7 protein-coding genes are annotated in these 18,813 nt (G+C 69.6%); 1 reads left to right on the top strand and 6 read right to left on the bottom strand.

From position 1 onward, the window contains the following. Positions 1 to 383: DUF222 domain-containing protein (locus AO501_RS10125; protein WP_156452449.1), on the bottom strand; the 383-nt coding region annotated here is incomplete at its 3' end. A 160-nt stretch (positions 384 to 543) separates the two neighbouring features. Next, on the bottom strand, positions 544 to 1,740 hold the full coding sequence (locus tag AO501_RS10120; RefSeq protein WP_055577584.1) for a permease: 1,197 nt from the start codon (positions 1,738 to 1,740) through the stop codon (positions 544 to 546). A 181-nt stretch (positions 1,741 to 1,921) separates the two neighbouring features. Between AO501_RS10120 and AO501_RS10115 the strand changes: the two genes are divergently transcribed. After that, positions 1,922 to 2,611, top strand: a complete 690-nt coding sequence (locus AO501_RS10115; protein ID WP_055577583.1) for an LppX_LprAFG lipoprotein — start codon at positions 1,922 to 1,924, stop codon at positions 2,609 to 2,611. On the opposite strand, the gene AO501_RS10110 is transcribed toward AO501_RS10115, so the two are convergent. From AO501_RS10110 to AO501_RS10095, 4 genes are read right to left on the bottom strand one after another with little or no spacing between them, the layout of a single operon-like run. Beyond that, a complete protein-coding gene (locus AO501_RS10110; protein ID WP_055577582.1) occupies positions 2,555 to 5,089 on the bottom strand; it encodes an MMPL family transporter in 2,535 nt (844 codons plus the stop codon). The genes AO501_RS10115 and AO501_RS10110 overlap by 57 nt on opposite strands. Positions 5,090 to 5,096: 7 nt before the next feature. Next, positions 5,097 to 7,235 (bottom strand): type I polyketide synthase, encoded by a 2,139-nt coding sequence (locus AO501_RS10105; protein WP_231752426.1) that lies wholly within the window; start codon positions 7,233 to 7,235, stop codon positions 5,097 to 5,099. After that, positions 7,235 to 12,604 (bottom strand): type I polyketide synthase, encoded by a 5,370-nt coding sequence (locus AO501_RS10100; protein ID WP_055577581.1) that lies wholly within the window; start codon positions 12,602 to 12,604, stop codon positions 7,235 to 7,237. Before AO501_RS10100 ends, AO501_RS10105 begins: the two co-directional genes overlap by 1 nt. Continuing rightward, on the bottom strand, positions 12,604 to 18,813 hold the full coding sequence (locus tag AO501_RS10095) for a type I polyketide synthase (RefSeq protein WP_055577580.1): 6,210 nt from the start codon (positions 18,811 to 18,813) through the stop codon (positions 12,604 to 12,606). Before AO501_RS10095 ends, AO501_RS10100 begins: the two co-directional genes overlap by 1 nt.

Genomic DNA, 18,813 nt, shown 5'->3' with positions numbered 1-18,813 from the left:
TCACCGATCAGACCTTCGCGTTGGGCGGCGGCGGTCGCGCCCAACAGTGGCCCTAATGGTTCGCCTGTCAACGCCCGGCGCTGGCCGAGGTCGTCGGCTTCGGCGATGCGCCGGTTGGCGTCGGCTTTGGTGATCCGCAGGCGCTCGGCCAGCGCCGCGGGGAGTTTGCCGCCGAGTTCTTCCTCGGTGGCCTGGGTTTTGAGGTGGTTGATCAACGTGTGCTGGGGTGTGCGCATCCGGCGGTGCACCTTTTCCAGGCGCTCCATGCCGCGCAGGAACTCTGGGGTGGTGAGCGCGTCGAACGTCAAGTCACACAGGCGATCAACAGCGGCGTCGAGTGTGTTGAAGACCTCGATGATCTCCTCGCGCGTACTCGATGTCATACCCCAATTCTATGGAGGGCCACTGACAAGTCCGGATCGCCGCGAAGGCCGAAAGGTGTTGATATCACGGGCGATATCACTTTTCGGAACCTGGTGCCACTCATCTCAAGTTACAGATGTGACACCTGGGAACGGACTCAGTCACCCGAGGCGGGCTGACTCAGTGGCACCCCGCCCCGTGCCCGCCGTGCCCGCCGTGCTCATGCTCGGCCTCGGGCGACCCACCCATCATGCGCAGCATGGGCATCCCGCCCGAGGTGAAGAACCGGGCCACCAGCACAGCGGCGATCACCAGGAAGATGATGTTCAGCCAGGTCGTGTAGTTCCAGCTGATCCCGGACGACATCACCATGGCATTGCGCTGACTGGGAATGAGACCCGCTGTGCCGAAGATCAATTCGACCAGATACCCGGCTACCACCATCGCGGCGTAAAAGGTGGCGAGCAGCGTCAGCATCATCCTGGTGCCGTAGTACTTACGGTAGATGTTCAGAATCGGCAGGATCAGCAGGTCGGCGAAGATGAACGCAATGACCCCGCCGAAACTGATGCCGCCGTTCCACAACACCGCGGCGAGCGGCACGTTGCCGATCGAGCAGACAAACGACACGATCGCCACGAACGGCCCGACGATCGGCCCCCACACCACTGACCAGGTCGGGTGATTGGTCAAAAAGAAGTCCTGCCAGAAGGTTTCGGGCACCCACGCCGCGATCGCGCCCGCGATGAGCAACCCGATGACCAGGTCACGCAGAATCGCCAGCCACTCCATGACGAACACGTGCGACACCGACGTGAACCCCCGCCCGGAGATCAGCCGGCTCCAGAACGAACCGTCACCCTGGATCGACATGTCCATGGCCGCATGGCCTTCCATCGAGCCGGCCACGCCTTTCTCGGCTTCCTCGCGCGCGGCGTTGATCAGCCGCTGGCGCACGAACAGCCGGAACAGCAGCGCCAGGACGATGATCATCAACGGCCCGCCGACGAACTCGGCAGCGGTGAACTGCCAGCCCATCAACAGCGCCAAGATGATGCCCAACTCCACCACCAGGTTGGTGGAGCCGATCTCGAACGCCATGGCGGCGGTGAAGTTGGCGCCCTTGCGAAACAGCGACCTGGCGAGCGCCACCGCGGCATAGGAGCACGACGACGACGCCGCGCCGAGTCCGGCCGCGATGGCCAAGGTCCGGGGCCGGTCGTCGCCCAGCAGTCCGACGATCGTCGAGCGACGCACCACCGCCTGTACGACCGCGGACAGTGCGAATCCCAGGATCAGCGCCCACAGGATCTCCCACGTCATCGAACCGGTCAGGGCCAGGGCATGCCCGAGGGCGCCGAGCGCGTTGTCTGCCATGAAGAACTCCGATCCTTCGGTTCAGTACCCGGAACATATACCCCAAGGGGGTATGTGTCAATCGTAAGCGGGAGGCAGAATCCCGGCTTCCGGCCTCCGGGTCGGCGCAGGCCACTAAGCTTGGCGGTTCGTGCGCTGGGAGCGGGGCTTCGCACACCGGCGCAGCTGAGACGAGGAAAAGATGAAATTTCGCGTGAAGTTGTCTGCGGCATCGGCTGTGATGCTGACGGTCACCGTGCTCTCGCTGGCCGGATGCGCCTCTGCCCCAAAGGAATCCGAGGGCCCGGCCACCACCGGCACGACCACCGATTCGCCACAGATGGCCGAAATCCGGCAGTCGGTGGACGCGACCAAGGCCTTGACCAGCGCGCATCTGTCGGTCCGCACCAATGGTCAGGTCGACAGCATGCTCGGCATCACCAACGCCGACGTCGACGTCCGCGCCAACCCGCTCACCGCCAAAGGTTCGTGTACCTACAACGGCCAGGCCGACGTCCCGTTCCGGATCAAGGACGACGCCATCTCGGTCAAGCTCTTCGACGACTGGACGAACCTCGGCTCCGTGTCGGACCTGTCGGCCACCCGACTGCTGGATCCCGCCAACGGCGTGGCGAAGATGCTCTCCGGCGTCACCAATCTGCAAGCGCAGGGCACCGAGGTGATCGACGGAATCAACACCAACAAGATCAACGGAACTCTGCCGGCCGACACCGTCAAGATCATCGATCCCGGTGCCAGGCAGTCCAGGCCGGCGACCGTGTGGATCGCGCAGGACGGATCGCACCGCCTGGTCCGGGCGAGCGTCGACCTGGGATCAGGCTCGGTTCAGGTCACCCTGTCCAAGTGGAACGAGCCGGTCAACGTCGATTAACCGCGCCATCGCCGTCAGCAGCACCAGTCCCACCAGGACAACAGTGCCGATCTGAGCCACCGCCCACGACGAACCGAGCAGCATCAGAGCGGCGCCGAAAACCCCGCCGGCCGCCGCGAGCGGTGCCATGACGCGCCGGATCGGCACCAGCGCGGCGACCAGACACGGCGCGCCGCACGCCACCAGAACGGCGAATGCCGCCGGCACGCCGGAGGCGTCCACCGAACCGTGCAACAGGTACTGCCACACCGCAACGGTCACGCCGAGGCCGGCCAGTGCGGAACCCGACAACCCCAGCACGACCGCCAATCCGGCGCCCACCCCGCGCCACATGCCGGCCAGGGCCGCAACCGTCACGACCGTCAAGGCGAGCAGAATCGCGTCGTGCTCCAGCGCGGCCCGAACGGCGGCGGCCATCGCGGCGCTCCCGGCCACGGCGACCTCGCTGTCGACCAGGCTGCCGTACTTGGTCGCGTTACCGACCGCGCTTTCGATCTGGTTCACGCGCGACGCCGCGGACAGGTCCAGACCGGTCTGGTCGGAATACACCAGCAGCCGGGCGGCGGTGCCGTCGGCGGAGAACATGGTCTGACGCACGTGCTGGTAGGACGGATCGGCCAGCGCCTTGCGCGGCAGGTAGAAGCCACCCGCACCGGTGTCGGCGAAGTCGATGCTGAGGTTCTTCAGGAACGCTGACAACTGAACGACCTGAGGGATGGTGGTCTCGATGGTCGTCTGCAGGGTCGGAACGAACGAGCGCAGCTGAGTGAGCGCCGACCGCATCTCGGCCACCGCGCGTGGCGTCCCGGCCAGGGCGTTGGTCGTGCGCGCCGACCCCGCCGCCAATCGGGTAGCGCCGTCGGAAAGCACCGTGACGTCGGCGATCACCCGATCGAACGGGTCGATCGCCTTCCGGGCGGCCGAGCACAGCATGTCCGCGGCACAATCCTGAACGCCGCCCATCCAGCCGCGCACCGGGTCGAGGTAGCCGGAGACCTCGGCGGCGGTGTCCTTGATGTTCCGGGTGCCGGACACCACCGAGTTGATGGCCTGCTGCAACTGGGCGAGCCCGCCCACGCCTGCGCTCACGCTCGCTTCAAGCTCATTGACCGAACCCGAGACCTGGTCCAGCACCGAACCCAGGGTCTTGACCGCGGTGACCTGCGGCACGAACGAGGCGGCCTGACGATCCAGTTGGTCGCTGAGCCTGCCCGCTGCCGAACTCAGCGAGGCGTCCGTCCACGGAACGCCGGCCGGCCAGGCCGCCGACTGCACCTTGCGGACACCGGGAATCTCCATCAGCCGGCGGCTGACGGCGTCGATGGCGATGAGCCCGGCCGGGTCGCGCAGGTCGTGGCTGGATCTGACCACGACGACATCGGGCAGGCGGTTGTCCGCCGTGAACTGCTTGCCGGCCCGGGCCGGGACATCGCCTACGCCCCAATGCATTCCGAGGACAGGCAAGGCGCAGACGGCCGATACCAGCGCGACGGCGACGACCGGATTGCGGACCGCGCGGCGCACCGGCGCCGGCAGCACCCACGAACGGGCCGGCGGCGCTGCGGACTTCGTCAGCAATGCCGGCAGCAACGTCAATGAAGCAGCAAGTGCGACAACGACACCCAGCGCGGCCAGGCCGACGGCGTGCACCCCCGGGGTCTGCGCGAGCAGCAGTGGGGCGGTGAGCAGCGTGACGCCCGCCGCCGGCGCCGCCAATACGGGCAGCATCGCGCGGTAGCCGTCCCGCGCGACAGTGGTGAGCAGCAGCGCGGCCGCGGCTATCGCCCCGGTCATCAGCACCGCGGCCACCGTCCAGCAGAACAGCCCGAACAACGCCGCCAACGGCCATGCAACCGCCACAGACAACGCGGCGGTCAGCGTCACGATCGCAACCGACGAAAGCCCTGACCGCAGCAGGAACAGCGCGGCGACCAGCAGGGCCGCAGCCACGATCAGCGCCGCCTGCCACGGCGCCAGCCGCAGCCCGGTGCCGCGCGCGGCGGCGGGCACCGTGACGCGGGCGCGTAGTCCCGCGTTCGGCGGCAACTTGCGCACCAACGAGCGCGCCGCATCGAGAGATTCGGCGGCCTTGGCGGTACCGGCCTGGCCCCGCAACCAGATCACCGCGGACCCCGACCGCCCGTCGGGACCGGTTCCCAACGGAGCCATCAACGGGTCCGACCACCAGTCCAGGACCGATCCCACATGGGCGGTGTCGGCGCGCAGGGCGCGCACGGCATCGTCGTAGTACTGCCGGTCGGCGTCGCCCAGCGGATCACGGCCGTCCAGCACCAGGTAGGCGATCGCGTCGGTGCCGGTACCTGGAAACGCTTGCGCGATACGGCTGTCGGCGGTGGCAATCGGCCCGTCGGACGGCGGTGACGAAGGGCCGGCCATGGCGAGCGTGATGACGTTCGCGGCCACCGCCACCGCGACCCACGCCAGGACGACGACAAGCTTGGTGAGCCGCCTCGACACGATGATGCTAAACGTCCAAGCGGGCGAACTTGTCCTGCCGATACTGCTCGACACAGGCCGCCCGTCTGACCTTGCCGCTGGTGGTGATCGGGATTGAGCCCGGCGGCACCAGGACCAGATCCGCGGCGCTCAGACCATGCGAATTCGACAACGCCGAGTTGACTTCCCGCTTGATCTCGCCCAGCCGGTCCATCACCTCCCGATCGGATTCACCGCGCTTGCGCAGTTCGATGATGGCGACCAGTTTCTCGGTGCTGCGCTCGCCCGGCACCGCGATGGCCGCACACCGGCCACGGGTGATCTCCTGGATGGTCGCCTCGATGTCGTCGGGGGAGTGGTTGCGCCCGTAGACGATCAACTCGGCTGCGGTGCCGGCGAATATCGTCTCGCGCAGGTCCAGGCCCAACTCCGCCTGGAAGGCCGTGGCGCAGGCGTCGAAGTGTTCGGCGAAGACGGGTTCGGTGTCGTACAGCCCCTTGGCCATGCCGGGGTGCTGGGCGCCCTGGCCGGGGAACAGGAAGACGACCTGATCGGTGGTTGCCCTGTCGGCGGGGGACTCGCCGACGAAGACGTTGTCGTGCTCGGCGGCGCGCAGCAGGGCGACCGCCTGGGCCCGGTCGGCCGCGACGGCGGCCATGGTGACGTGGTGTCTGCGGCGGCCGGCCAGCGTGTGGGCGACGTTTGCCATCCCTGGGGCCATCCCCGGGGCGTTCGGGCGCTCCAGCGCGGTGGCCAGGGCCGTCCGCGCCTCGCTGAGGGCTTCGGCGGTGCGCGCCGAGAGCAGCAACACCTGCGGCCCCTCGGGCGCGGCCTGCGCCGCGACCTCCGGCGCCTCCTCGACCACCAGGTGGGCGTTGGTGCCGCCGATGCCGAACGAGCTCACCCCGGCCCGGCGGATACCGTCGGATTCCCAAGCGCCGTAGCGGCTTTGCACGGTGAACGGTGTCTCGTCGAGGTGCAGTTCCGGGTTGGGGCTGGTGTAGTGCAGGGTCGCCGGGATCGCCTTGTTCTTCAGGCACAGGATGGTCTTGATCAGCGCCGCGATTCCGGCGGCGACTTCGAGGTGGCCGATGTTGGACTTGACCGAGCCGATCACACACGGTGCCGACCGCGGTTCCTCGGACGCCTCGAATGCCGTCCGTAATCCCTGGATTTCAATGGGGTCGCCCAACGGCGTTCCGGTGCCATGGGTTTCGACGTAGCTGATGGTCGAGGCGTCGACGTCGGAGACGGCGTGGGCCTCGGCGATGCAGTCGGCCTGAGCCGACGCGCTGGGTGCCGCGAAGCCCATTTTCGCCGAGCCGTCGTTGTTGATCGCCGATCCGCGGATGACGGCGTGGATCCGGTCGCCGGCGTCGAGGGCGGCCTGCAGTGGCTTGAGTACCACCAGGCCGACACCGCTGCCGAAGACGGTGCCGTCGGCGCGCACGTCGAAGGGCCGGCAGTGCCCGACCGCGGAGAGCATCTGGCCCGGCGAATGCCAGTACCCGACATCGTGTGGGACGCAGAGGGATACGCCACCCGCCAGCGCCATGTCGCATTCACCGGACAGCAGGCTCATGCAGGCCAGGTGCACCGCCACCAGCGACGACGAGCACGCCGTCTGCACCGCGAGGCTGGGCCCGCGCAGGTTGAACTGGTGCGAGATCCGGGTGGCCAGAAAGTCCTTGTCGTTCTGCAGGAACATGCTGAGCTGGTCCCAGTTCAAGCCCTCGGCCAGCACGGCGTTCGGGTCCTGGTGCGACAGCAGGTTGTGCAGCAGATAGCCACTGGGAGAGCTGGTCCCGTACACGCCGATCGACCCGTCGTAGCGGGCCGGGTCGACGCCGGCGTCTTCGAGTGCGTGCCAGGCGCACTGCAGGAACAGCCTGTGCTGCGGGTCCAGGGACCGGGCGACCAGCGGCGGGAAGCCGAAGAAGTCGGCGTCGAACTCGTCGACGCCGTCGACGATCGGCGCGCGCCGGACGTAAGACGGGTTCGCCAATGCCTTATCGCTGATGCCGGCGTCGCGCAGTTGCTGCTCGGACAGGGTGACGATGGATTCCTTGCCGCGCCGCAGGTTGTCCCAGAACGCCGACACGTTATTGGCGCCCGGGAACCGGCCGGCCATGCCGACCACCGCGATCGCGTTGTCGGGACTGCTCACTAAACTCCTCCAAGCTTTCCGGATCGAACTTGTCGCCGCTGTGCGGCTGTTTGTCGCGCCGCCGCGCGCTGCTGAGCGCGGTCGCGGACGGTGGTACTCGTTTCGGTGGCCGGTTCGGGGCTCGACAGCCCGAGTTGGCGCATCAGGTCGGCGGTCAGGTCGTGCAGCGTGGCACCCTGCAGCAGCAACGCCACCGGCGGCTCGGCGCCAAAGTCGGCGCGGGCGGTGTTGCGGATCCGCACGGCCATCAGCGAATCCATGCCGAGATCGAGCAACGGCAGGCCGGGGTCGACGGCGGATTTGTCCGCGTACCCCATCACCGCCGCGATCCGGGACCGCAGTAGGTCGGTCATCACGCGGGCCGCCTCGGCCGGGTCCAGCTCGCGCAGCGAGTCGGGTCCGGCCCAATCGTCCCCGCCTCCGGCGGCTTCCAGTTCCCGCACCACGGCCGAGAAGAAGTCGTGGTTGCGGATTTCGGGAAAGGCGATCAGTGCCCGGTCCGCGCGCAGGCGTGCGACACCGGTGTGGCTGCGGTCGCTGGCCAGTAACGATTCCATGGCCGCGAGTCCCTCGGCCGGCGTGATCGGGTCCAGCACGCTGCCGGCCAGGGTGCGGGCCATGCCGACATCCGACCACGGACCCCAGTTGATCACCGCGGCCGGCAGTCCGGCCGCCTTGCGCGCGGCGACCAGGGCGTCCAGCCACGCGTTCGCGCACGCATAGGCGCCCTGACCGGGCGCACCGAGCAGCGACGCGGTCGAGGAGAAACCGACCCACCAGTCCAGCGGGCGGCCGGTGCTGGCCTGGTGCAGCCGTTGTGCGCCAATGGCTTTCGGCGCCCAGACCCGGTCCAGGCTGTCCTTGGTCATGGAGTACACCAGGGCGTCGTCGATGACGGCTGCCGAGTGCAGGATGCCGCGCAGCTCCCGGTGGCCGTCCCCGGCCGCCGCGACAAGTTGTTCCGCCACCCCGGGCGTCGCGACATCGCCGAGGACGACCACGATTTCGGCGCGGCCCTCCAGTTCGGCCAGGACCTTGCGTTGTTCCTCGCCGGGCTCGCTGCGGCCGTTGAGGACGACCCGGCCCGCGCCCCCGTCGACCAGCCAGCGCGCCACCACCAGGCCCAGGCCGCCGAGGCCGCCGGTGATGATGTAACTGGCACCCGGTCGCACGACCGGATTGCCCTGGGCGCCATCGAGGGTGGCCCGGGTGAGCTGTTCGACGTAGCGGTGCTCACCGCGGTGCGCGATGACGGTGGTGAGAAGGCCGGTGTCGGGCGCGCTGAGTTCGGCGGTTAACGCGTTTCCGTTCTGGTCCAGATCGATGAGCGTGGCGCTCAATTCGGGATGCTCGTAGGCCAACACCCGGATCAGGCCTTTCAGCGCGCCGACCGCGGGTTGCCCGGCTTCACCGTCCGTGACCACCAGGCCGCCGCGGCTGACCAGCCACAGCCGTGGCGGTTCGCCGTGCCAGCCGCCGACGATCGCGCGGACCACGGTGCTGATCGACCAGACCAGATCGCGAGCCCCGGTCACGTCGGCGGCGTCCTCGACGAAGACGACGACACCGGCGGGTGGGTGTACGGGGTTGCCCGCGGTTTCGGCGAATGCGGCCAGCATCGCGGGCTCGTCGTCGAGATCCGCGGTGAGCACCCGATGCTGTTCGGACCGCCAAGCGGCGGCGAATTCCTCGGCGCGGGCCCGGGTCGCGTCGGTGGCCAGCAGCAGCCAACTGCCCGGTGCCGGCGTGGCGGCTTCGTCCCCGAGCGGCTGTTCCACCCATGCGGCTTCAAAGATCTTCTGCCCCAGCGGAAGTGGCACGCTGCGTCGCTCCACCGACCGCAGGAAGATGTCGTTGACCTCCGCGGTCACGTTGCCGGCGGCGTCCATCAGCACGATCCGGCCGAGCTTGCCGGTGCCGCCCGCGTCGAGGCTGGTGAGGGTCGCGCGGCAGCGGGCGTAGCGCCCGGGGTTGCCGTATACCCGCAGGCTCTCGAAAGAGACCGGCAAGTAGGTGGATGCGCTGCCGGCCTCATCCGCCGGCATCGCCGCGGCAAGGCTCTGCAACGCGGCGTCCAGCAGAGCGGGATGGATGCGGTAACCAGGGTGTCGGGGCGCCTGGTCGGGCAGGGTGATCTCGGTTTCCACCGAGCCGTCCGACAACCGGTCGATCCGGGTCAGACCGGCGAAGGCCGGGCCATAGTGCAGTCCCGCCTGGCGCAGCAGCGCGTAGAAGTCGGCCGGTGCCACCGAGGTCTGGGATTGTCCGGTGGCGGGCACCGGTCCGGGGCCGGCCTGCGTCGGCTCCACCTTGGCCAGGGCGTGCCGGGTCCAGTCACCACCGGATGTGCGCGAATGGATTTCGATGCGAATCTTGCTGTCGCCGTTGCGGATCAACTGCGTGGTCAGCTGGGTGTGCTTGTCCAGGGTGAGCATCTGCTCAACCTCGAGCTGGTTGACCGCCAGGCTTTCGACGGGTACTCCCAACCCGTCGCTAGCCGCGGCCAGCGCGATCTCGGCGTACCCGGCGGCCGGCATGATGGGCTGTCCGAACACGCGGTGGTCGGCGAGCCAGCCGGAGACGTCGGTGCCGACGTCGGCCTGCCACACGTGGTCGCGGCTGGACGGCACCTCGACGTGCAGACCCAGCAGCGGGTGATGCAGCACCAGGTCGGCCATCGACGAACGGTCCTGTACCCAGAACTGCTCGTGCTGCCAGGCCGTGGTGGGGATATCGGCCAGCCGGCCGCCGGTACTGATCGGCGGGTTCTTGGCGACCTGCGCAAGCTGGGTGCGGAAGGTGACCGTGTCGTCGGCGTCGCGCGCCAGGGTGCCGATCGCGCGGTAACCAGGGCTGTCGAGGGTTTCGGTGATCGCATGCGTCAGCAGCGGGTGGGCGCTGACCTCGATGAAGGTGTGATGCTGCTCGCCGGCCAGCGCGATGCCCTGCTGGAAGTGCACCGGGTTGCGCATGTTGACGGCCCAGTGCTCGGCATCGAAAAGGGCGGTGGTGTCGGTGCTTTCGTAGGTGGTGGAGATGATCGGCATGCTCGGGGTGCGCGGTTGCAGGTCGGCCAGTTCGGCGCGCATCGCCGGCTGCAGCGCGTCCATGGCCGGATTGTGCGGGGCCACTTCGATATTGACCCGGCTGGCGAAGCGGTCCCGGGCGCGCGCCTGCTCGATCAACTCGTCGATCTGTTCGGTGGGCCCGGAGATCACGGTCTGGCGGGGTGAGTTGTAGATGCCCAGCGTCACCTGCGGATAGTCGGCGATCAGCGCCTCGGTGGCCGCGGCGTCGAGTTCGAGCAGCGCCATGGCGCCCTGCCCGGACAACGGCGCCATCAACCGGGCGCGAGTCGCCGTCACCCGCAACCCTTCGGCGGGGGTGAGGGCTCCGGCGACCACGGCGGCGGCCACCTCGCCCATGGAATGCCCGATCACCAGGTCGGGCTCCACCCCGTAGGAACGCCACAACGCGGTCAGCGCCAACTGGATGCCGATCAGGCCCAACTGGATCTGCTCGATCCCCACCAGTTCCCGGCCCTCGGCCAACACGTCCTGCAGCGAGAACCCGGCCTGCTCAACGAAGACCGGCTCCAGTTCGGCCACGGCCGCGGCGAAACCCGGCTCGTCGGCCAGCAATCGGCGGCCCATGCCGGCCCACTGCGAGCCCCGCCCGGAGTAGACGAACACGGTTCCCGCGCCGGGGGATCCGGTTTGCGGACCGACCACGCCCGGCGCCGGTTTGCCGGCGGCCAGCGCGCGCAGCCCGGCGACGGCCTGGGCGCGCTCGCGGGCCACCACGGCGCCGAACCGCGCGTGCCTGGCCCGGTGGTGGCTGAGGGTGTGCGCGACGTCGGCAAGGGACACGTCAGCGCCGTCCATCCAGTCCGCCAGCGCGCCCGCCGCGGCGGCCACCCGCTGCGGCGTCTTTCCGGATACCACCAGCGTCGACACCTCGGGATCGTTGTCCGCTGGGGGCGCAACGACTTTCGGCGCCTCCTCGATCACCACATGCGAGTTGGTTCCGCTGAGCCCGAACGAGGACACGGCGGCGCGGCGCGGGCCGGAGGCATCGGGCCACGGCGTGCCCTCGGTCGGCACGAACAGCCGGGTCGAGGACGCGTCGATGGCCGGGTTCCACCGGGTGAAGTGCAGGTTGCGCGGAATGTAGCCGTGCTCGACGGCCAGGATCGCCTTGATCAGCCCGGCGACACCGGCTGCCGCTTCCAGGTGGCCCAGGTTGGTCTTCACCGCCCCGAGCGCGCAGCGGCCCTCGCCTCGTCCATAGGTGGCCGAAAGCGACTCGAACTCGATCGGGTCGCCCAGAATGGTGCCGGTGCCGTGCGCTTCGACGTAGTGCACGCTCTCGGCGGTCACCTCGGCCTGCTTCAGCGCGGTGGTGATGACGTCGCGCTGGGCCAGGGCGTTCGGCGCGGTCATGCCGTTGGACCGGCCGTCCTGGTTGATCGCCGATCCGCGGATCAGCGCCAGTACCCGGTCGCCGTCACGGGTGGCGTCGGACAACCGTTTGAGCACCACCACGCCGCAGCCTTCGCCGCGGGTGAAGCCATCGGCCATGGCGTCGAAGGCCTTTGAGCGTCCGGTCGGCGACAGCGCCGACCACTTCGACACCGCGATCGCGGCGAACGGTGACAGCGCCAGCTGCACCCCGCCGGCCAGTGCCACATCGCTTTCCCGCAGCCGCAGCGATTGGCAGGCCAGGTGCACCGCCACCAGCGAGGAGGAACATGCGGTGTCCACCGCGACCGCCGGGCCGCGCAGCCCGAGCAGGTAGGCGATGCGGCCCACGGCGGCGGCGTGCGGAGTGCCGGTGGACAGGTAGGCGTCGATCTCGGCGCGACGCTCGATGTTGACGATGGTGTAGTCCCACGTCGAGAGCCCCATGATCGCGGCGGTCCGGCTGCCGCTGAGCGAATCCGGTGCCAGTCCGGCGTGTTCCAGCGACTCCCAGGCCACCTCGAGCAGGACCCGGTGCTGCGGGTCCATCGCGGCGGCCTCGCGCGGAGTGATGCCGAAGAAGTCGGCGTCGAATCCCGCGACGTCGTCGATGAACCCGCCCCACTTGGTGGTCATCTTGCCCGGGGTCTCCGGGTCGGGGTCGTAGAAGGCGTCGCCGTCCCAGCGGTCGGCGGGTACCTCCCGGATGGTGTCCCGGCCGTCCAGCAGCAGTTGCCAGAAGTCTTGCGGCCCATTGACATTGCCGGGCAGCCGGCAGCCCATGCCGATCACCGCGATGGGCTCGGCGACGTCGGTGGGGAATGCCGTGCCCGCACGCACCAGTTCACGCGCGAGGACTTCGCGGGCCTTGGGTGACATTTGGGCGGCGCGTTCGGCCAGACTCGTCATTACTCCGCGCCTTCCGTCGCTGCTTCCAGCTCACTGGCCGCAACCAGGTCAGACAGCAGATCCAGTTCCTCGTCCGATAATTCGGGCTCTTCCTCGGCGCTCCCGGCGTCGGTGGCTTCCGACTCGTAACCCAGCCGCTCGCACAGGGCGCCGGCCAGGTCGGTGATGGTCGGGTAGGCCCAGACCAGGGCCACCGGCAGGGTGGTGCCCAGGCTCGCCTCCAGCCGGTTGCGCAGTTCCAGGGCCATCAGGGAGTCCAGACCCAGCGACTCCATCGGCCGGTCGTGGTCGATCGGGTCGGTCGAGCGCAGCACGGCCCGGATCTCGTCGGCGATCGCCGTCGCGAGCCGGGCCGGGCGCTCGGCGGGATCGGTCGCGTCCAGTTCGGCGCGGACGCGGCCACCGCCGGTGCGCTGCTCGAGGGTGATCGACTCCTGCAGGGTGGCGAACAGTGAGGATCCCGCTGCGGCGGGGAAGGATTGGAACCACTGCCGCGCGTCGAGCGCGAACACACCGGTGCGGGCCCGGTCCGCCGACACCACCAGCTCCATCGCGGCCAGCCCCTGCGCCGGGGTGATCATCGAGACGCCCAGGTCGGCGAAGAACTGAGCCCGGCCCACTTCGGCCCAAGGGCCCCAGTTGATTCCGGTCGCGGGCAGCCCCAACGACCGGCGGTAGGCGACCAGGCCGTCGATCCAGGAGTTCGCTGAGGCGTAGGAGCCCTGACCGGGCGCGCCGACCAGTGCGGAGACCGACGAGAACGACACCCACCAGTCCAGGTCGGCATGCTTGGTCGCCTCGTGCAGCCACCAGCCGCCGGCCACCTTGGGGGCGAACACCCGCGCCGACGCCGAGTCGGAGATGTTGAGCACGATCTCGTCGGCCAGCACCATCGCGCTGTGCACCACGCCGGCCAGCCGGAAGCCGGCGTCGCCGACCGCGGCCACCAGGCGCCGCGAGGTTTCGGGGTCGGCGAGATCGCCGGTCACCACCTCGACGCGGGCGCCCGCGTCGTTGAGGTCGTCGATCACGGCCTGCACTTCTGCGCCGGGCGCCGAACGTCCGTTCAGCACAACGAGTCCCGCGCCCTGCTCGGCGAGCCAGCGGGCGGTGACGAAGCCGAGACCGCCCAAGCCGCCGACGACCACATACCCGCCGTCCGGCCGGACCAGGGGCTGGGCCGGCCGTGGCGCGAGGGCCGGGATGCTGCCGCTCTGGGGTATCGAGATGGCGACCCGGCCGGCGTGGTCGCCCGACCTCAGCAGTCGCAATGCCTGGTCCGCGTGATCGAGGGCAAACTCGGTGACCGGCAGCGGCGCCAATCGGCCTGTGACGGCATGCCGCAGGATCTCTTCGAGGTAGCCGCGGTAGCGCGCGGGCTGCGGCCGCACGACCGCGAAGGAGGCGTCGCGGGCCAGCCCGCTCAGATCGATCGCGGTGTCGGCCCGGCCCAGCTGGAGGAACCGACCACCCGGGGCGAGCAGCCGCAGGCCCGTCCGAATCGCCTCTCCGGGAAGCGAATTGAGAACGATGTCCACGGATTCCTCAGGCGCGGCGGTGAACACCTGGGCGCCCATCATGGTGGCGATGGCGGCGGCCGCCAGGTTTACACCGTCACCGCTGCGGTGGATCAGCACCTTCTCGCCGTCCGCAACCTGCCCGACCGTGCACAGCGCATGCCATGCCGTGAGATAGGGCAGTCCGAAGCCGGCCGCCTGCGCATCCGACAGGACCTCGGGCACGGGTACCACGAGGTCGGCGCCGGTGGTCAGGTAGGAGCCGGTTGCGGTGGATCCGAAAGCGATGACGCGCCGGCCGGTCTCCGGCCCGCGAACCACCACCCCGACGCATTCGGCGACGTCGCCGCCGTCGTTCAGCAGAGCGGTGAGAACGCGGACCTCTGCCTGGCCGTCGGCCCGTTCGGTGCGCCCGGCCGCGTGCGCCTGCAGGTCGCCGTCGAGCGTGAACGCGCCGCCGGAATCGAGATCGACTGTGGTGAAACGATTTTCCGGGATCAGCTCACCGGATAGCAGCGGCGTGGGCACCAGGCGGCTCACATGCCGTTGCCCGGCGCGCAGCGCGACCTCGTCCTGATCTGAGCCCGCCAGCAGTTCGTCGACCAGACCCGTGAGCGGTTGCATGCCGTCCGGGTCGACGTCGACCAACGTGGTCTTCAGCTCGGGGTGCTCGAAATTCAGCACGCGGGCGATGCCGCGAAGTTGCGTCTGTGCCAGGGTGACCGACTCGGTGGGGTCCAGTTGTTGCGCCCCGCGCGTGACTATCCACAACCGGGGGCTGTTGCGGGCACCCACGCGCGACACCGCCCGGACGATGTCTGCGACGCGCAGCGTGCGGGTGCGCGCCAGGTCGAGTTGGGTCTGGATGGGCTCGGCTTCGTCGGACCCGCGGGGCGGGCAGACCAGCACGATGCCGTCCCACGTGGTGTCGCGCTGACCGATCGCGGCCCGCATGGCTTCGTCATCGGAAACCGCGTCGCACCGGCCGATTCGCGCGGCGAGTTCGGCGCGCAGCCCGGCGGTCAGGTCGTCGGAGCCGACCAGCAACAGCGCCGCGGGCGCATCGGAGTGATCCTCCAGCGCCGCGGGCCGCCATTCCACCGAGAACAGGCGATTGCCGAGTTCCCTTGCACCGCTGGGCGATCGCAGCACCGCCATCTCGACGCGGTCGATCTCCAGGACGGGGCGTTCCTCGGCGTCGAGCAACAGGACCCGGCCGGCCAACCGGTCCGGCCTGTCGGTCGGGGTGAGGGATGCGACCGCGGTCGCGCCGTTCACGACGTCGCCGTGCACCCGGACCCCGGCGAAGCCCACCGGAAGCACGATGGCCTGCTGCGCACCGGTGGTCAGCTCGGTGGCGGGCGCGGTGGCGCCGAGCGCTTGCATCGCGATGTCCATCATCACCGGATGCAGCAGGAACTTTCGGGCGCCGGCCTTCGCCCTCGCCGGCAATTGCACCCGCGCGTGAGCGGCGCCGGACGGCGATACCGACAATCCGACGATGCCCTGGAACGCGGGACCGTGCTGTTGCCCGGCGGCACGCAGCCGTTGATACAGCTCCCCGGGATCGAGCGCGGTCGCGCCTTCGGCGGATTCCGGCGCCTCCGGCTGGGCCGGCTCTGCGGGTACCAACGTGGCGGAGGCGTGTTTGATCCATCCGGAATTGGCGCTGCGAGTGCGGATTTCGACCCGGCAGGACTGTTCGTCGCCGGTGAGCGTGGTGGCGATCACCGTGCTGTCGGTGACGTGCATCAGCTGATCGAGGGTGAGTTCGCGGATCATCCAGGGCGCGCCGGCGAAGGTGTCGGTCGCCGCGGCCAGCGCGATGTCCGCATACGCGGCCCCGGGAAGCACGCACACGTCGTCCACGCAGTGGTCGCCCAGCCAGAGCAGATCGGGGCTGATCGCGCACTCCCACACGCGGGTGCCGTTGGTGGGGTCGTGCACGCCGACGCCAAGTAGGGGATGGCCGTGGGTATCGGTGGTCGAGCCGGCGTCGATCCAGTGCCGGGTGTGCTGCCAGGGCGTGCCCGGCAGCAGCGGGTGCGGTTCGGGCGGATGCGGTGTGTCGGGCGGGCGGGTGCCGTGCGTGGCGTTGAGGTTGCTGTGGAAAGTGACGGTGTCGTCGGTGTCGCGCTGCAGGGTGCCCAACACGCGCGTGCCCGATTCGCCAAGGGTGTCGGTGATGGCGTAGGTGAGCAGCGGGTGCGGGCTGACTTCGATGAAGGTGTGCTGGTGCTGCGCGGCCAGGCTGATGGCCTGGTGAAACCGAACCGGGTTGCGCAGGTTGGCGGCCCAGTAGTCGGCGTCCAGCAGCGCCGGCGTCGGTCCCTGGACGGCGGTCGTCAGCATCGGGATCACCGGCGCTTCAGGTGCCAGACCGGCCAGCGCGCAACGCAATTCGGGCAGAATCGGGTCGATGATGGGGTGGTGGGAGGCGACGTCGACGTCGATGCGCCGTGCCAGCAGGTCCTTGGCCGCGACCGCGGCGATCACCGCATCGACCTGATCCGGGGGTCCGGCGATCACCGACTGGCGCGGTGAGGCGTGCACCGCCAGGGTCAGCGCCGGATGGTCGGCGATCGCGGCCGCGGTGTCGGAGGCGTCGAGTTCCAGCAGCGCCATCGCGCCCTGTCCGGCCAGTGCCGCCATCAGCCGCGAGCGGGTCGCGATCACCTTCAGCCCGTCGGCGGGGGAGAGCGCGCCGGCCACCACGGCTGCCGACACCTCACCCATCGAGTGCCCGATCACCGCGTCGGGTTTCACCCCGTACTGCCGCCACAGCGCGGTGAGCGCGAGCTGAATGCCGACCAGCACCGGCTGGATGTTCTCGATACCCACCACTTCGCGGCTGCCGGCCAGGGTCTGCTGCAGCGAAAAACCAACCTGCGCAGAGAAATCCGGCTCCAGGTCGGCGACGGCGGCGGCGAATGCGGGCTCGTCGGCCAGCAGTTGGCGGCCCATGCCGATCCACTGTGAACCCTGACCGGAGTAGACGAACACGGTGCCCGGCCCGACGGATCCGTCGTTGCAGACCGGGTCGGCCGCCAGTGCCCGCAATCCCGTAATGGCCTGCGCCCGGTCCCGGGCCACCACGGTGCCGAACCTGACCTGCCGCGCGCGGTGGTGGTTGAGGGTGTGCGCGACGTCGGCCGGCGTCAAGTCGGCGCCCGGCCCTTCCCACCAGTCCGCCAGGGCCGCCGCGGTGGCCGCGACCCGCTGCGGGGTCTTGCCCGAGACCACGAGGGTGGAGACGGTCGGCTGCGGAGTAGGTTGCGGCGCAACCGAATCGGGAGCCTGCTCGAGCACCACATGCGCGTTGGTGCCACTGACACCGAACGAGGACACCCCGGCCCGGCGCGGGCGCTCGGTCCCCGGCCAGTCCATGCCCTCGGCGGCGATGGCGAGCCGGGACACCCCGTCGCTGACGTGCGGTGTCAGCTGCCGGAAGTTCAGGTGCCGCGGGATGTGCCGGTGGCCCAGCGCCAGCACGGTTTTGATGAATCCGGCGATGCCGGCCGCCGCCTCGAGGTGGCCCAGGTTGGTTTTCACCGAGCCCAACACCAGCGGTTGCCTGCCGTCGCGGTCGCTGAAAACCTTGCTCAGCGAGTCGAGTTCGATCGGGTCGCCCAGCGGCGTCCCGGTGCCGTGCGCCTCGACGTAGTCGATGTCGGCGGGTGCGAGCTTGGCCGAGGTCAGCGCTTTGCGCAGCAGCGCCTGCTGCGCGGGGCCGTTGGGCACCGTCACGCCGCTGCTGGCGCCGTCCTGGTTGACCGCCGAACCGCGGACCACGGCCAGGATCCGGTTGCCGTCACGCTGCGCGTCGGCCAGCCGTTTGAGCACCACCATCCCGGCGCCCTCGCTGCGCACGTAGCCGTCGGCGGCGGCGTCGAAGGTCTTGCACTGGCCCTCCGGGGACAACATGCCCCACCGTGAGCAGGCGATGCTCGGTCCCGGGCTCAGCAGCAGGTTGGTGCCGCCGACCAGCGCCATGTCGCTCTCCCGGGACCGCAGACTCTGCGAGGCCAGGTGAATCGCCACCAGCGAGGACGAACAGGCGGTGTCGATGACGACCGCGGGCCCCTGTGCGCCGAGGAAATACGCCAGCCGGCCGGCGGTGAAGTTCAGCGCGTTGCCGGTCGGGATGTAGGCGTCGAGGTCCTCGGGCCGCAACTGGCCGGCCAGGGTGACCATGTAGTCGTACGAGGTGACGCCGACGAAGACGGACGTCTGGGTGCCCCGAATGGTGTGCGGCGCAACGCCGGAGTTCTCCAGCGACTCCCACGCCACTTCGAGGAGCAACCGCTGCTGCGGGTCCATCGCCGCGGCTTCGCGCGGGGAGATGGCGAAGAACTCGGCGTCGAACTCCTCCGGTTGCCAGCCGGTGAGGAAGCCGCCCTCGCGACTGCAGATGGTGCCGGGCACGGTGTGGTCGTCGGTGTAGAAGGCGTCGGCGTCCCAGCGCTCACCGGGCACCCGGACGATGCCACTGCGGCCGTCGCGCAACAGGTCCCAGAACTCGTCCGGGTTGCTCACACCGCCGGGGAAGCGGCAGCCGATGCCGATGACGGCGATCGGCTCGCTGTTGGCCGCTTCGGCGATCTCGAGGCGTGCGGTGAGATCGTCGATCTTGCGCAGCGCCTCGGTGATGATCGCCCGGCGGTCCGGTGTGGGGGCACTCTGACTAGTCAC

The sequence above is a fragment of the Mycobacterium gordonae genome, from assembly GCF_001417955.2.
Classification (GTDB): Bacteria; Actinomycetota; Actinomycetes; order Mycobacteriales; family Mycobacteriaceae; genus Mycobacterium; species Mycobacterium gordonae_B.
The sequence above is the reverse complement of the archived record's forward strand: the minus strand, read 5'-3'. Positions and strand labels throughout refer to the sequence as shown.

Coding starts and splice junctions, on each gene's coding strand:
- AO501_RS10100 (WP_055577581.1), bottom strand. CDS start 12,604: ATGACGAGTCTGGCCGAACGCGCCGCCCAAATGTCACCCAAGGCCCGC.
- AO501_RS10115 (WP_055577583.1), top strand. CDS start 1,922: ATGAAATTTCGCGTGAAGTTGTCTGCGGCATCGGCTGTGATGCTGACG.
- AO501_RS10120 (WP_055577584.1), bottom strand. CDS start 1,740: ATGGCAGACAACGCGCTCGGCGCCCTCGGGCATGCCCTGGCCCTGACC.